Here is a 15,877-nt window from a genome sequence, read left to right as displayed (position 1 = left end):
TGGCCCTCAGTTCAGCGCTTCCATGCGCAGCTTCGTCACCTTCGAGACCACCGTCGAGAGGTTCTCGATCTGCACGATCGCCGCATTGACGTTCTTCTCGAGCGTGACGTGCGTGATCAGGATGATGTCGGTTTCGCCGTTCGCGTCGTCGACCTGCTCCGACTCCTTCTGCAGCAGCGCGTCGATCGAGATGCCCGATGCGGCGAGGATGCGCGTGATGTCGGCGAGCACGCCCGTCTGGTCGGCCACGCGCAGGCGCAGGTAGTAGCCGCTCGTCACTTCGTCGATCGGCAGGATCGGCGTGTTCGACAGGCTGTCCGGCTGGAACGCGAGGTGCGGCACGCGATGCTCCGGGTCGGCCGTATGCAGGCGCGTGACATCGACGAGATCCGCGACGACCGCCGATGCGGTCGGCTCCGCGCCGGCACCCTTGCCGTAGTACAGCGTCGTGCCGACCGCGTCGCCGTGCACGACGACCGCGTTCATCGCGCCCTCGACGTTCGCGAGCAGGCGCTTCTCGGGAATCAGCGTCGGGTGCACGCGCAGTTCGATGCCTTTTTCGGCGCGGCGCGTGATGCCGAGCAGCTTGATCCGGTAGCCGAGCTCTTCCGCGTAGCGGATATCGGTCGCATCGAGCTTGCTGATGCCTTCGACGTACGCGCGATCGAACTGGACCGGCACGCCGAACGCGATCGCGCTCATGATGGTCGCCTTGTGCGCGGCGTCGACGCCTTCGATGTCGAAGGTCGGATCGGCTTCCGCGTAGCCGAGCTCCTGCGCGGCCTTCAGCGCGGTCGCGAAGTCGAGCCCGCGGTCGCGCATTTCCGACAGGATGTAGTTCGTCGTGCCGTTGATGATGCCCGCGATGTACTGGATGCGGTTGGCGGTCAGGCCTTCGCGCAGCGCCTTGATGATCGGGATGCCGCCGGCGACGGCCGCCTCGAACGCGACCATCACGCCCTTTTCGCGCGCGGCCTCGAAGATCTCGGTGCCGTGCACCGCGAGCAGCGCCTTGTTCGCCGTCACGACGTGCTTGCCGTTCGCGATCGCGCGCAGCACGAGCTCGCGCGCGATGCCCGTGCCGCCGATCATCTCGGCGATGATCGCGATCGACGGATCGTCGACGACCGCGTTGAAGTCGTCGGTGATCTGCGCGGCGCCGGCGTTGCCGCCGAGCGCAGCCTGCGCCTTGGCCGGGTTGCGCACCGCAATGCGCGCAATCTCGATGCCGCGCCCCGCGCGTCGCTTGATTTCTTCCTGGTTGCGGTGCAGCACCGTGAAGGTGCCGCTACCGACGGTGCCGAAGCCCAACAGGCCAACTTTGATCGGTTCCATGCTGCGTGTGATCGATGAGTAAGAGTGAATGAATGCCGGGTGATCCTGTCCGCTCAGACCGAATGGCGCTTGCGGTAGCCGTCGAGGAAGCGCGCGATCCGGTTGATCGAATCGGTCAGGTCGTCGAGATTCGGCAGGAACACCACGCGGAAGTGATCCGGGGCCGCCCAGTTGAAGCCCGTCCCCTGCACGAGCAGCACGCGTTCCTCGAGCAACAGGTCGAGGATGAACTGCTGGTCGTTCTGGATCGGATAAAGCTTCGGATCGAGGCGCGGGAACATGTACAGCGCGGCCTGCGGCTTCACGCAGGTCACGCCGGGAATCGACGTGAGCATGTCGTACGCGAGCTCGCGCTGCTTGTACAGGCGCCCGCTCGGCACGATCAGCTCGTTGATGCTCTGGTAGCCGCCGAGCGCGGTCTGGATCGCGAACTGCCCGGGCACGTTCGCACACAGGCGCATCGACGAAAGGATCCCCAGGCCTTCCAGGTAATCCTTCGCGCGCCGGCGGTTGTCGCCGCCGAGGCCCGACACGGCCATCCAGCCCGCGCGGTAGCCGCACGAGCGATAGCTCTTCGACAGGCTGTTGAACGTGACGGTGATCACGTCTTCCGACAGCGAACCCAGCGCGGTGTGCTCGAGCTCGTCGTAGACGATCTTGTCGTAGACCTCGTCGGCGAACACGATCAGCCCGTGCTGGCGCGCGATCTCGAGCAATTCGAGCAGCAATTCGTCGGAATAAAGCGCGCCGGTCGGGTTATTCGGGTTGATCACGACGATCGCCTTGGTGTTCGGCGTGATCTTGCGGCGGATGTCGTCGAGGTCGGGCATCCACGCGCTCTGCTCGTCGCACACGTAGTGCACGGGCGTGCCGCCCGACAGGCTCACGGCGGCCGTCCACAGCGGGTAGTCGGGCGCCGGCAGCAGCACCTCGTCGCCGTCGTTCAGGAGCGCCTGGGTCGCCATCACGATCAGCTCGGACGCGCCGTTGCCGATGTAGATGTCGTCGAGGCCGACGCCCAGGACGCCCTTTTGCTGCGTGTAGTGCATCACGGCCTTGCGGGCCGAGAACACGCCCTTCGAATCCGAATAGCCGGACGACGCCGGCAAATTGCGGATCATGTCCTGGATGATCTCGTCCGGCGCGTCGAACCCGAACGGCGCGAGGTTGCCGATGTTCAGCTTGATGATGCGGTGGCCTTCTTCCTCGAGGCGCTTCGCGTGCTCGAGCACCGGGCCACGGATGTCGTAGCAGACGTTGAGCAGCTTGTTCGACTTCTGAATCGGTTTCACGACGACACGTTTCCTGGGTTGGCCTTGCGGCCGGGGGACGGGATCAAAACTGGAGAGCGGCCGGTCTGTGCGCGCTGTCTAGACTGGGAAAAAGCGGGCGGTCGGACGCAGCTTGTGGCGACGCACGATGCAAGTGGCGCCCGGGGGCGACCAAAAAGTTATAATTTAGCGGATTTTGGCCGACTTTCGCAATGCACCATGGCCGCTGCGGGCCCGCGCCGTCAGGCGTCCCGCGCGCGCCGGGTCGCGAAACCGGCCGCCCGGGCCCGTGCGGCCCTTGCCAGACATTCCCTCCACGGAACCGCGGAATACCGATTTGAAACTGCACCAGGACACGAGCGGCGCGCTCAACACCGTCACCGGCTACGGCCCCGATTATGTCGACGTCAATCTCCAACGCCACGAAGGCAGCGTCATCGTGCTGCCCGGCGCGCCGGTGCGGGACTGGCCCGTGTCGTCGTTCGACGCGCTCGCGCCCGAGCATTTCGCGATGCTGCTCGACCCGGCACCCGAACTCGTGATCTTCGGCAGCGGCGCGCGGCTGCGCTTCCCGCACCCGCGGCTCGTGGCCGCGCTCACGGCCAAGCGGATCGGCGTCGAGACGATGGATTTCCAGGCCGCCTGCCGTACCTACAACATCCTGATGGCCGAGGGCCGCAAAGTCGCCGCCGCGCTCTTAATTGAACGTTAATCCCCGATGCGGTAAAACTCGGGCCGGCGCACCGGGTCGATCCCCGGATCATCATCCGGATCGATCACCGGCAGCCCGCCCGCCTCCGGCGCAACCCGCCGGCGGCCCATCACAACAACCAACAGGCTGAAAATCCATGAACGATACGCCGTCGAGGCTACCGCTCAATCGCATCACGCTCGCCCTCCTGCTCGTCGCGCTCGCGATCGTCTGGTTCGCGCCGCTCGGGCTGCGCCACCTGATCCCGAGCGACGAAGGCCGCTACGCGGAGATGGCTCGCGAAATGTTCGTCACCGGCGACTGGATCACGCCGCGCTACAACGGCTACAAGTACTTCGAAAAGCCGCCGCTGCAGACCTGGCTGAACGCGCTCACGTTCGCGTGGTTCGGCATCGGCGAATGGCAGGCGCGCCTCTACACGGGCCTCGCCAGCTTCGCCGGCGTGCTGCTGGTCGGCTTCACGGGCGCGCGCCTGTTCAATCCGCTGTCGGGCTTCCTCGCGGCCGTCGTGCTCGCGTGCTCGCCGTACTGGAACCTGATGGGCCACTTCAACGCGCTCGACATGGGGCTCGCGTTCTGGATGGCGCTGTCGCTCTGCGCGCTGCTGCTCGCGCAGCGCCCCGGGCTGCGCGCGAGCGCGGTGCGCGGCTGGATGTGGATATGCTGGGCCGCGATGGCGTTCGCTGTGCTGTCCAAGGGCCTCGTCGGCCTGATCCTCCCGGGCGCCGTCCTGGTGCTCTATACGCTGATCGCCCGCGACTGGGCGCTGTGGAAACGGCTGTACCTGGTGAGCGGCCTCGTGATCTTCTTCGCGATCGTCACGCCATGGTTCGTGCTCGTCCAGCAGCGCAACCCCGAGTTCTTCAACTTCTTCTTCATCGTCCAGCAGTTCCGCCGGTACCTGACCCCCGAACAGAACCGCCCGGGCCCGCTCTATTATTTCGTGCCGGTGCTGCTGGTCGGCTTCCTGCCGTGGCTCTCCGTCGCGTGGCAGAGCATCCGCCATGCGCTGCGCATGCCGCGCCAGCCGAACGGCTTCTCCCCGATGCTCGTGCTGCTGATCTGGAGCGCGTTCATCTTCCTGTTCTTCAGCGCGTCGCATTCGAAGCTGATCTCGTACGTGCTGCCGGTCGCGCCGGCACTTGCGCTGATGATCGGCGCATACCTGCCGCTGATGACCGCCGAGCGGTTCCGCCGCCACCTGCTCGGCTACCTCGTGTTTCTCGTCGTCGCGGCGTTCGGAATCATCTTCCTCGCCTACCAGGGCGACGCACGCACGCCGAACGCGCTGTACCGCGCGTTCCAGATGTGGCTGTACGCAGGCCTCGCAGTCGCGGCCGCGCTGACGCTCGCGGCCGCGTGGCTCAACCGCCGCGCGGGCGTCGCGGCCGCGATCGCCGCGTTCGGCGCCGCATGGCTCGCGTTCGGCACGATCGGCGGCACCGGCCACGACGAATTCGGCCGCTACAGCTCGGGCGCGCTGCTCGCACCCGCCGTGCGCGCCGAACTGGCGAAGCTGCCGCCCGACACGCCGTTCTACTCGATCCAGATGCTCGATCACACGTTCCCGTTCTATATGGGCCACACGACGATCATGGTCCAGCGCCAGGACGAGCTCTCATTCGGGATCTCGGTCGAGCCGAACAAATGGATCCCGACCGTCGGCCAATGGATCGAACGCTGGAAGCAGGAAACCCATGCGCTCGCGATCATGCCGCCCGGCCAGTACGACACGCTGGTCAAGCAAGGCGTGCCGATGCGCGTGATCGCGCGCGACAACCGCCGCGTGATCGTCGAGAAACCGCAATCGTAAGGACGCCCACCGCATGAATCCCGTTTCGTTCGTCTGCATCATCACCGGCGTGATGCTCAACGCCTGTGCGCAACTTCTGCTGAAAGCCGGCGTCAACGCCGTTGGACACTTCGAATTCAGCCGTGCGAACCTCATCCCGGTCGGCCTGAAGATCGCGACCCAGCTGCCGATCATCGGCGGCCTCGGCTGCTACGTGCTGAGCGTCGTCGTCTGGATCCTCGGGCTCTCGCGGGTCGACGTGTCGATCGCGTATCCGATGCTGTCGCTCGGCTACGTGGTCAATGCGTTCGCCGCCTGGTACCTGTTCGGCGAAGTGCTGTCGGTGCAACGGCTCGTCGGCATCGGCATCATCCTGATCGGCGTGCTCGTGCTCGCGCGAAGCTGAGCACGCCCCGCCGCGTTAAGCGTCCGCCTACAAAAAATCACGGTACGAATCCGCCAACCGGTGTTTAATGCCGGTTTCGGGCCGGATCGCCCGACCCCTTTATTACACGCCATTACAGGCCAACGCGTTCATGAGCCAGACTACCGCTCCGTTTCTGCCGTTCACTCGCCCCGAGATCGATGAGGAAACCATCCAGGGCGTCGTCGACGTGCTGCGCTCGGGCTGGATCACCACCGGCCCGCAGAGCCAGAAATTCGAAGCCGCGCTGTCCGAGTATTGCGGCGGCCGTCCGGTCCGTGCGTTCAATTCCGGCACCTGCACGCTCGAGATCGGCCTGCGCATCGCAGGCGTCGGCCCGGGCGACGAGGTGATCACGACGCCGGCGACGTGGGTGTCGACCAGCAACGTGGTCCTCGAGACCGGCGCGACGCCCGTGTTCGCCGACATCGACCCCGTCACGCGCAACATCGACCTCGACAAGCTCGAGCAGGCGATCACGCCGCGCACGAAGGCGATCATCCCGGTCTACCTGGCCGGCCTGCCGGTCGACATGGACCGCCTGTACGCGATCGCACGCGCGCACAACCTGCGCGTGATCGAGGACGCCGCGCAGGCACTCGGCTCGACGTGGCAAGGCAAGCGCATCGGCGCGCTCGGCGACATCGTGTCGTTCAGCTTCCACGCGAACAAGAACCTGACGACGATCGAAGGCGGCGCGCTCGTGCTGAACAACGAGGCCGAGGCGACGCTCGCGCAGAAGTACCGGCTGCAGGGCATCACGCGCACGGGCTTCGACGGGATGGACTGCGACGTGCTCGGCGGCAAGTACAACCTGACCGACGTCGCCGCTCGCGTCGGCCTCGGCCAACTGCCGCACCTCGAGCGCTTCACCGCGCAGCGCCGCGCACTGGCGCGCGCGTATTTCGCCGCGCTCGACGACGGCCCGGCCGTGAAGCTCGGGCTCGGCCTGCCCGTCGCCGATTTCGAGAACAGCAACTGGCACATGTTCCAGGTCACGCTGCCGCTCGACCGGTTGTCGATCTCGCGCGCCGATTTCATGGCGCAGATGAAGGAACGCGGGATCGGCACGGGCGTCCACTACCCGGCCATCCATCTTTTCACGCTGTACCGCGCACGCGGCTTCAAGGAGGGCATGTTCCCCCACGCCGAGCGGTACGGCGCGTCGACCGTCACGCTGCCGCTCTTCACGCAGATGACGGAAGACGACGTGCGTCGCGTGGCCGACGCCATCAACCAGATTTGCGAACAATACGGAAAATAAGCGTACATGAATCACCTTGAAGCACGCGCCGGGCATCCGGGCGCCGCGAACCCGGAAGTATCGGTCATCATCCCCGTGTACAACGAGGAAGACGGCCTGGCTGCGCTGTTCGCGCGCCTGTACCCGGCACTCGACGCACTCGGCACGTCGTACGAAGTGATCCTGATCAACGATGGCAGCCGCGACCGCTCGGCCGCGATGCTGGCGGACCAGTTCCACGTGCGGCCCGACACGACGCGCGTCGTGCTGCTCAACGGCAACTACGGCCAGCACATGGCGATCCTCGCCGGCTTCGCGCAGTCGCGCGGCGACATCGTCATCACGCTCGACGCCGACCTGCAGAATCCGCCCGAGGAAATCGGCAAGCTGATCGCGAAGATGCGCGAGGGCTACGACTACGTCGGCTCGATCCGCAAGCAGCGCCAGGACAGCCTGTGGCGGCGCAAGGCGTCGCAGATGATGAACCGGCTGCGCGAGCGCATCACGCGGATCAAGATGACCGACCAGGGTTGCATGCTGCGCGCGTACAGCCGCCGCATCATCGACACGATCAACGTGTGCGGCGAAGTCAACACGTTCATCCCCGCGCTCGCGTACACGTTCGCGCAGAAGCCGACTGAAATCGAGGTCGCGCACGAGGAACGTTTCGCGGGCGAATCGAAGTACTCGCTGTACAGCCTGATCCGGCTGAACTTCGACCTCGTGACGGGCTTCTCGGTCGTGCCGCTGCAGTGGCTGTCGTTCATCGGCGTGATCCTGTCGCTCGGCTCCGCCGCGCTGTTCGTGCTGCTACTCGTACGCCGCTTCATCGTCGGCGCGGAAGTGCAAGGCGTGTTCACGCTGTTCGCGATCACGTTCTTCCTGCTCGGCGTGATCATCTTCGCGCTCGGCCTGCTCGGCGAATACGTCGGCCGGATCTACCAGCAGGTGCGCGCACGGCCGCGCTACCTGATCCAGGCCGTGCTCGAGCAGCACGACGGCATGCCGGCGGTGCCGGCCGGCACGAACCGCACGGAGGCGTCGCAATGAAGCCGCGCGCCGTCGTCTTCGCGTATCACAACGTCGGCGTGCGCTGCCTGCAGGTGCTGCTGGCACGCGGCGTCGACGTCGCGCTCGTCGTCACGCACGAGGACAACCCGAACGAGAACATCTGGTTCGGCAGCGTTGCGTCCGTCGCCGCCGAGCACGGAATTCCGGTCGTCACGCCAGCCGACCCCGCCGATCCGGCGCTGCACCGCACGGTATCCGACGCACAGCCGGACTTCATCTTCTCGTTCTACTACCGCCACATGCTGCCGGTGGACCTGCTCGCAATCGCGCCGCGCGGCGCGTACAACATGCACGGTTCGCTGCTGCCGAAATACCGGGGTCGGGTACCGACCAACTGGGCCGTGCTGAACGGCGAAACGGAGACCGGCGCGACGCTGCACGAGATGGCCGCAAAGCCGGACGCCGGCGCGATCATCGGCCAGACCGCGGTGCCGATCCTGCCCGACGACACGGCCACGCAGGTGTTCGACAAGGTGACGGTCGCCGCCGAGCAGACGCTCTGGCGCGTGCTGCCCGCGCTGCTCGCGGGCGACGCGCCGCATCTGCCGAACGATCTCGCGAGCGGCAGCTACTACGGCGGCCGCAAGCCGGAAGACGGCCGCATCGACTGGTCGAAGCCGGCCGCGCAGGTCTACAACCTGGTGCGCGCGGTCGCGCCTCCGTATCCGGGCGCGTTCACCGACGTCGGCGGCACGCGTTTCGTGGTCGCCCGCGCACGCCTCGCGGCGCCCGGCAGCGCCGCCGCCTCGGCCGCGGCAGATTTGCCGCCCGGCCTGCACGTAAGCGATAATGCGCTATTCGGCGTCTGCGGCGACCGCCGCGCCCTATCCATTCTCGAGCTGTGGCAGCAGCGCGACGGCAGCGAAGCCGTCGTGACGCCCGCGGAATTCGCGCAGTTCATTCATTCTTCCCGTCATTCATGAAAGCAAAAAAAGTCCTGATCCTGGGTGTGAACGGCTTCATCGGCCATCACCTGTCGAAGCGCATTCTTGAAACCACCGATTGGGAAGTGTTCGGCATGGACATGCAGACCGATCGGCTGGGCGATCTCGTCAACCACGAGCGGATGCATTTCTTCGAAGGCGACATCACGATCAACAAGGAGTGGGTCGAGTATCACGTGAAGAAGTGCGACGTGATCCTGCCGCTCGTCGCGATCGCGACGCCCGCGACCTACGTCCAGCAGCCGCTGCGCGTGTTCGAGCTCGACTTCGAGGCGAACCTGCCGATCGTGCGTTCGGCCGTCAAGTACGGCAAGCACCTCGTGTTCCCGTCGACCTCCGAGGTCTACGGCATGTGCTCGGACGAGCAGTTCGATCCGGATGCATCGGCGCTCACCTACGGCCCGATCAACAAGCCGCGCTGGATCTACGCGTGCTCGAAGCAGCTGATGGACCGCGTGATCTGGGGCTACGGGATGGAAGGCCTGAACTTCACGCTGTTCCGTCCGTTCAACTGGATCGGCCCGGGCCTCGACTCGATCTACACGCCGAAGGAAGGCAGCTCGCGCGTGGTCACGCAGTTCCTCGGCCACATCGTGCGCGGCGAGAACATCAGCCTCGTCGACGGCGGCTCGCAAAAGCGCGCGTTCACGGACATCGACGACGGCATCAGCGCGCTGATGAAGATCATCGAGAACAAGAACGGTGTCGCGTCGGGCAAGATCTACAACATCGGGAATCCGAAGAATAACTTCTCGGTTCGCGAGCTCGCGCACAAGATGCTCGAACTGGCCGCCGAGTTCCCGGAGTACGCCGATCTGGCCAAGCAGGTGCAGCTCGTCGAAACGACATCGGGCGCGTACTACGGCAGCGGCTACCAGGACGTGCAGAACCGCGTGCCGAAGATCGACAACACGATGCAGGAGCTCGCATGGGCGCCGCAATCGACGTTCGACGACGCGCTGCGCAAGATCTTCGAAGCGTATCGCGGCCACGTCGCCGACGCGCGCGCGCTCGTCGAACAGCAAGGCTGACCGGGACGCTCGCTTGGCTCGTATCGTTCTCAAGATCGACGTCGACACGCTGCGCGGCACGCGCGAAGGCGTGCCGAACCTCGCGCGCATCTTCGACCGCTTCAGTGCGCGCGCGACCTTCCTCTTCAGCCTCGGGCCCGATCACACGGGCTGGGCGCTGCGGCGCGTGTTCCGCCCCGGCTTCCTGAAGAAGGTGTCGCGCACGTCGGTGGTCGAGCATTACGGCGTGAAGCAGCTGATGTACGGCGTGCTGCTGCCGGGCCCCGACATCGGCCGCCGTGCGATCGCCGACATGCGCGCGATCCACGAGGCCGGCTTCGAATGCGGGATCCACACGTGGGATCACGTGTACTGGCAGGACAACGTGCGCGTGCGCGATCGCGACTGGACCGCGCGCGAAATGCAGAAGAGCCACGCACGCTTCGTCGACGTCTTCGGCGCGCCGCCCGTCACGCACGGCGCGGCCGGCTGGCAGATGAACGACGCGGCGTTCGAGCAGATCGACGCATGGGGGATGCGCTACGCATCCGACGGTCGCGGCCATTCGCCGTACCTGCCCGTGGTCGGCGGCCGCACGCTGTCGCACGTGCAGATGCCGACCACGCTGCCGACGCTCGACGAAGTGCTCGGCATCGACGGCATCGACACGCACAATGTCGCCGCGCATATCCTGAAGTTCACGGAAACCAACCCGCACGACCAGGTGTTCACGCTGCACGCGGAACTGGAAGGCCAGAAGCTCGCGGCCGTGTTCGAGCAACTGCTCGCCGGCTGGCGCACGCAGGGCCATACGTTTGTGACGATGGGCGATTACCACGCGACGCTGGACCGCGACTCGCTGCCATCGTACCCTGTCACGTGGGGCGAGATCCCCGGGCGCTCCGGCGAACTGATCGTCCAGCCCGACTGAGTTCGCGCGCGCCGGCGCCGCGTGCCGCGCCCTTGCGGCGTGCCGCCGCGACGCCCCGCCGAACCGCGCCGCCCGAGCGGCGCCTTTCCATAACAACAGGAGAAACACGTGTCCGTCGAAGTTGACCGTCAAGTTCCCGATTTCACCGCACCGGCTACGGGCGGCGACATTTCGCTGTCCGACCTGAAGGGCAAGAAGCTCGTCCTGTATTTCTATCCGAAGGACAACACGCCGGGCTGCACGACCGAAGGCCTGCAGTTCCGCGATCTCTATCCGAAGTTCAAGAAGGCCGGCGCCGAAGTCATCGGCGTGTCGCGCGACAGCCTGCGCTCGCATGACAATTTCAAGGCAAAGCTCGAACTGCCGTTCCCGCTGATTTCCGATGCCGACGAAGCACTGTGCGCGCTGTTCGATGTCATCAAGATGAAGAAGATGTATGGCAAGGAAGTGCGCGGAATCGAGCGTTCGACGTTCCTCATCGACGCCGACGGCATGCTTCGCCAGGCATGGCGCGGCATCAAGGTGCCCGGTCACGTGGACGACGTGCTAAGTGCTGTACAAGCGCTTTGAGGCGCGTTATATTGGGCCGCAATGAATGCCAGTTCGCCCCATATTTCTCGTAGCTGCGCCGGTGCCCGTTGCGATGCTTCCCGGCACCTGACGCGCATCACGACGGTATCAGCCGAGCCGCATGTCCCTGTCGATGGGGCAGCGGCTTTTTTTATGGACTGCGCGCCGGCCCTCGGTCCGGCCCTCACCCTGTCAAGGAGCTGATCGACACTTAGGCGAACCGGCTAGACGAAACTCCTGTGCGCCACCGCGCGCAAACTGCATGCGTCTACGTCACGCAGGATGCGATCAGCGGCGCACTTCATGCGACACGATTCCTCCCGAGGGACACCATGCCTTTGCCTACTCCCCCCAGCAAGCTCGGCAGCCTGCTGCCGCCCGACGAATACAAGGCGAAAGCGCGGCCCGCGAAAGCCGCGAAGAAATCCGCCGAAGGGGACGCATCCACAGCCGGTGACTATGGCCCGGCCAGCGTGGCCCAACCGATGACCGAAGCCGCGAACACGGTCGCACCGCTGCGTGCGGTCGCGCCGTCGTCGGCGCAACCGGCCGCAAGCACGCCTGCGCGCGGCCGCAAGACCAAGCAGACGGCAGCGCTGCTGCAGCCGATGCAGGCACCGGCAGAACCCGCGCCCGCCGAAACCGCCGCGCCGGTCGTTGCGCGCAACGACAAGCCGGCCGCTGGTAAACCGGCCGCGACGCCCGCGCGCGATGCCGGCGCCGCGACGAAGTCGCGCAGCCACAAGCCGGCCGAAGCCGAACTGCAAAAGCTGTTCGTGCTCGACACCAACGTGCTGATGCACGACCCGAGCAGCCTCTTCCGCTTCGAGGAACACGACGTCTATCTGCCGATGATGACGCTCGAGGAGCTCGATAACCACAAGAAGGGGATGTCCGAGGTCGCGCGCAACGCGCGCCAGGTGAGCCGCACGCTCGACGCGCTGGTCGCCGACGGCGGCCCGATCTCGACCGGCATTCCGCTGTCGCGCCTCGGCAGCCGCGAGGCGCTCGGCCGGCTGTACTTCCAGACGAAGCTCGCCGACATCGCGCCGGTCGAAGGCCTGCCCGAGGGCAAGGCCGACAACCAGATCCTCGGCGTCGTGCGCGCGCTGCAGCGCGACCGGCCGGATCGCCAGGTCGTGCTGGTGTCGAAAGACATCAACATGCGGATCAAGGCGCATGCGCTCGGCCTGCCCGCGGAAGACTACTTCAACGACCAGGTACTCGAGGACAAGGACCTCCTCTATTCCGGCGTGCGCGAACTGCCGCAGGACTTCTGGACCAAGCATGCGAAGGGAATGGAGAGCTGGCAGGACACGAAGACGGGCACCACGTACTACCGCGTGACGGGCCCGCTCGTCGCGTCGATGCTCGTCAACGAGTTCGTCTATCTCGAACCGCAGAACGGCGAACCGACGTTCCACGCGATCGTCCGCGAGCTGAACGGCAAGACGGCGCTGCTGCAGACGCTGCGCGACTACAGCCACCACAAGAACAACGTGTGGGGCATTACCGCGCGCAACCGCGAGCAGAACTTCGCGCTGAACCTGCTGATGAACCCCGAGATCGACTTCGTCACGCTGCTCGGCCAGGCCGGCACCGGCAAGACGCTCGTCGCGCTCGCGGCCGGCCTCGCGCAGGTGCTCGACGACAAGCGCTACAACGAGATCATCGTGACGCGCGCAACCGTCCCCGTCGGCGAGGACATCGGGTTCCTGCCCGGCACCGAGGAAGAGAAGATGCAGCCGTGGATGGGTGCATTCGACGACAACCTCGAAGTGCTGCAGAAGACCGACGACGCAGCCGGCGAATGGGGCCGCGCGGCCACGCAGGAGCTGATCCGTTCGCGCCTGAAGGTGAAGAGCATGAACTTCATGCGCGGCCGCACGTTCGTCGACAAGTACCTGATCATCGACGAAGCGCAGAACCTGACGCCGAAGCAGATGAAGACGCTCGTGACGCGCGCGGGCCCCGGCACGAAGATCGTGTGCCTCGGCAACATCGCGCAGATCGACACGCCTTACCTGACGGAAGGCAGCTCGGGCCTGACCTACGTCGTCGACCGCTTCAAGGGCTGGGGCCACAGCGGCCACGTGACGCTCGCGCGCGGCGAACGCTCGCGGCTCGCCGACTACGCGTCGGACATCCTGTAACGCGCGACCGGCTCCCCGCCGGCTCTCGACGCCACGCGGCGCTCCATTTCCGGAGCGCCGTTTTTATTTTTGGGGTCGGGAATGTTGGTCATGTTTCGTTACGCAACAACCTCACTTACGCGCGAAACTTCAAGTAAATTCTCAGGAATGGTTGCCTAAGCCCCGCCGGAACGTCTACCATCGGGTCTGTCTGTTGTCATACGATTCGCGAGTGCGCCGCGCTCGTCCGCCTTGCCATGCTTCGAATCTGGGTTCCCGTCGCCGTCGTTTCACTGCTCGCGGCCTGCTCCAGCGTGCCGCCGCAGTCGGCCTCGCGCACCTCCGGCATGAAGATCACGACGCCGCGCGCATTCCCCCCGCCCGCCAATTTCCCGAAATTCGTCGATCACAGCGTCGGCCAGGAAGAAATCTCGATCCAGGCGATGAGCCTCGTCGGCGTGCCTTATCGCTGGGGCGGTAACACGCCAGCGAGCGGCTTCGACTGCAGCGGGCTCGTGCGCTACGTGATCGGCCGCGCGGCAGACGTGAACCTGCCGCGCACGACCGCCGACATGAGCAGCCGCGGCGTGTCGATCGACCCCGACCAGGTCGCGCCAGGCGACCTGATCTTCTTCAATACGACCGGACGCCCGCACTCGCACGTCGGCATCTATGTCGGCAAGCTGCGCTTCGTCAACGCGCCGTCGACCGGCGGCACCGTACGGCTCGATTACCTGACGAACCCGTATTGGGCCAAGCGCTTCGACGGTATTCGCCGTGTCGCGCCGCCGCGCGGCACGCCTGCCCCGTTCGATGCGCCGACCTACGAGGCACGGCGCAACGCACCGGCTGCCGTCGTCACTGCCGCCGCGCAGCGACAGCCTGCCTATGCCGCTCCGCAAGCCAGCTCGGCCCCGTCGGCCGCACCGATCGTGCAAGCCGCACCGGTCGCAGCGACCGCTGCGGTTGCCCCGGCAGCCGCACCCGCCGTCGATCCGTACGAACCGCCGCCGCGCGTGCAGGCCGCTCGGCAGCAGGCAACCTCGGCGAACGGCGACATGACCGCCCTGACCGCCAATGCGGCGGCGTCTGGCCCGGCAGAGGTCGGCACGCAGATTCCGACGACGACGCTGACGGCCGCCCAGGCGGCCGCATTCGATGACGAACCGCCACCCGCGGCCGCCGCACCGTCGCCGCGCACCACCGAACCCGTGCAGGTGCTGCGGGCGTCGACGCAATCCGCGCCCGTCAGTCCGCGCACCGGCACGGCGGACGATCCGATCGCCCGCTTCGCGAACGGAAGTTACTGACGTCGCACATCCTCCGGCGGCAGCCCCGCCATGGGCCACCCCTTTCCCGAGCACCAAAGAAAATGCGCCGCAACCTCGCGGTTTGCGGCGCATTTCGTGTCGATCCGGCAGCGGCGGAATCAGAAGATCTGGTGCCCGAGCCACCAGCCGCCGGCCGCGAACAGCGCGGAAGCCGGCAGCGTCAGCACCCACGCCCACACGATGTTGCCGGCGACGCCCCAGCGCACGGCCGACAGCTTCTGCGTCGCGCCGACACCGACGATCGCGCCGGTAATCGTGTGCGTGGTCGACACGGGAATGCCAAGGAACGACGCGATGAACAGCGTGATCGCCCCGCCGCTTTCGGCACAGAAACCGCCGACCGGCTTGAGCTTCGTGATCTTCTGGCCCATCGTGCGCACGATGCGCCAGCCGCCGAACAGCGTGCCGAGGCCCATCGACAGGTAGCACGCGCCGATCACCCACGCGGGCGGCGCATCGGACGTCGCCGACGCATAGCCCGTCGCGATCAGCAGCATCCAGATGATGCCGATTGTCTTCTGCGCGTCGTTGCCGCCGTGGCCCAGGCTGTACAGGCCGGCCGACAGCAGCTGGAGCCGGCGGAAGCGCCTGTCGACCTTGCTTGGGGCGGTACGGAAGTACAGCCATGACACGCCGAGCATGAACAGCGAGCCGAGGATGAAGCCGAGCAACGGCGAGATGAAGATGAACGCGACGGTCTTGAGCAACCCGTCGATGTTCAGCGAACCCCAGCCGGACTTTGCGAGCGCTGCGCCGACGAGGCCGCCGATCAGTGCATGCGACGAGCTCGACGGAATCCCGTAGTACCACGTGATCACGTTCCAGCCAATCGCACCGACCAGCGCGCCGAACACGACGTAGTGGTCGACGATCTCGGGATCGATCGTGCCTTTACCGACGGTCTGCGCGACCTTCAGGTGGAAAATGAAGTACGCGATGACGTTGAACGCTGCCGCGAACACCACGGCTTGCTGGGGCTTCAGCACCCCGGTCGACACGACGGTGGCGATCGAGTTCGCGGCGTCGTGGAAGCCGTTCATGAAGTCGAATACGAGCGCGACGAGCACGAGCGTCGCGACCATCCATAGGGCGAGTTGTATCGAATGCATCG

General features: G+C 66.0%; 14 protein-coding genes and 1 pseudogene. 11 read left to right on the top strand and 4 right to left on the bottom strand.

Annotation, left to right across the window (positions count from 1 at the left end; genetic code table 11):
- Positions 1-6 precede the first annotated feature (6 nt).
- Together DIE15_RS10920 and DIE15_RS10915 are read right to left on the bottom strand one after the other, a co-directional pair.
- Positions 7-1,335: a homoserine dehydrogenase gene (locus tag DIE15_RS10920; RefSeq protein ID WP_057925283.1), complete on the bottom strand. Its 1,329-nt coding sequence runs from the start codon at positions 1,333-1,335 to the stop codon at positions 7-9.
- 53 nt (positions 1,336-1,388) lie between these two features.
- On the bottom strand, positions 1,389-2,627 hold the full coding sequence (locus tag DIE15_RS10915; RefSeq protein ID WP_124833193.1) for a pyridoxal phosphate-dependent aminotransferase: 1,239 nt from the start codon (positions 2,625-2,627) through the stop codon (positions 1,389-1,391).
- Between the two features lie 316 nt (positions 2,628-2,943).
- On the opposite strand from DIE15_RS10915, the gene DIE15_RS10910 reads away from it, so the two are divergent.
- From DIE15_RS10910 to DIE15_RS10870, 9 genes are all read left to right on the top strand, one after another.
- Positions 2,944-3,318, top strand: a complete 375-nt coding sequence (locus DIE15_RS10910) for an Mth938-like domain-containing protein (protein ID WP_006754746.1) — start codon at positions 2,944-2,946, stop codon at positions 3,316-3,318.
- Between the two features lie 136 nt (positions 3,319-3,454).
- Positions 3,455-5,131: a glycosyltransferase family 39 protein gene (locus DIE15_RS10905; protein WP_124833192.1), complete on the top strand. Its 1,677-nt coding sequence runs from the start codon at positions 3,455-3,457 to the stop codon at positions 5,129-5,131.
- A gap of 13 nt (positions 5,132-5,144) precedes the next feature.
- A complete protein-coding gene (locus DIE15_RS10900; protein ID WP_057925286.1) occupies positions 5,145-5,516 on the top strand; it encodes an EamA family transporter in 372 nt (123 codons plus the stop codon).
- A gap of 130 nt (positions 5,517-5,646) precedes the next feature.
- Positions 5,647-6,798, top strand: coding sequence for a DegT/DnrJ/EryC1/StrS aminotransferase family protein (locus DIE15_RS10895; RefSeq protein WP_124833191.1), 1,152 nt, complete (start codon positions 5,647-5,649; stop codon positions 6,796-6,798).
- 6 nt (positions 6,799-6,804) lie between these two features.
- Positions 6,805-7,827, top strand: coding sequence for a glycosyltransferase (locus tag DIE15_RS10890; protein ID WP_057925288.1), 1,023 nt, complete (start codon positions 6,805-6,807; stop codon positions 7,825-7,827).
- Positions 7,824-8,771: a formyltransferase gene (locus DIE15_RS10885; protein ID WP_124833190.1), complete on the top strand. Its 948-nt coding sequence runs from the start codon at positions 7,824-7,826 to the stop codon at positions 8,769-8,771. The genes DIE15_RS10890 and DIE15_RS10885 overlap by 4 nt, the downstream gene beginning before the upstream one ends.
- Positions 8,768-9,823: a bifunctional UDP-4-keto-pentose/UDP-xylose synthase gene (locus DIE15_RS10880; RefSeq protein ID WP_057925290.1), complete on the top strand. Its 1,056-nt coding sequence runs from the start codon at positions 8,768-8,770 to the stop codon at positions 9,821-9,823. Before DIE15_RS10885 ends, DIE15_RS10880 begins: the two co-directional genes overlap by 4 nt.
- Positions 9,824-9,836: 13 nt before the next feature.
- Positions 9,837-10,733: a polysaccharide deacetylase family protein gene (locus DIE15_RS10875; protein WP_124833189.1), complete on the top strand. Its 897-nt coding sequence runs from the start codon at positions 9,837-9,839 to the stop codon at positions 10,731-10,733.
- A gap of 108 nt (positions 10,734-10,841) precedes the next feature.
- A complete protein-coding gene (locus DIE15_RS10870) occupies positions 10,842-11,303 on the top strand; it encodes a peroxiredoxin (protein WP_124614501.1) in 462 nt (153 codons plus the stop codon).
- A 192-nt stretch (positions 11,304-11,495) separates the two neighbouring features.
- Here the strand turns inward: DIE15_RS10870 and DIE15_RS38040 are convergent.
- A pseudogene (locus DIE15_RS38040) lies at positions 11,496-11,740 on the bottom strand (hypothetical protein); the annotation flags it as partial.
- On the opposite strand from DIE15_RS38040, the gene DIE15_RS10860 reads away from it, so the two are divergent.
- Positions 11,636-13,456 (top strand): PhoH family protein, encoded by a 1,821-nt coding sequence (locus tag DIE15_RS10860; RefSeq protein WP_057925292.1) that lies wholly within the window; start codon positions 11,636-11,638, stop codon positions 13,454-13,456. The pseudogene DIE15_RS38040 and the gene DIE15_RS10860 overlap by 105 nt on opposite strands.
- A gap of 236 nt (positions 13,457-13,692) precedes the next feature.
- Positions 13,693-14,745, top strand: a complete 1,053-nt coding sequence (locus DIE15_RS10855) for a C40 family peptidase (protein ID WP_124833188.1) — start codon at positions 13,693-13,695, stop codon at positions 14,743-14,745.
- 119 nt (positions 14,746-14,864) lie between these two features.
- On the opposite strand, the gene DIE15_RS10850 is transcribed toward DIE15_RS10855, so the two are convergent.
- A complete protein-coding gene (locus DIE15_RS10850; RefSeq protein WP_057925294.1) occupies positions 14,865-15,875 on the bottom strand; it encodes an inorganic phosphate transporter in 1,011 nt (336 codons plus the stop codon).
- Positions 15,876-15,877 lie beyond the last annotated feature (2 nt).

The sequence above is a fragment of the Burkholderia sp. Bp9031 genome, from assembly GCF_003857965.1.
Taxonomy (GTDB): domain Bacteria; phylum Pseudomonadota; class Gammaproteobacteria; order Burkholderiales; family Burkholderiaceae; genus Burkholderia; species Burkholderia ambifaria_A.
The sequence above is the reverse complement of the archived record's forward strand: the minus strand, read 5'-3'. Positions and strand labels throughout refer to the sequence as shown.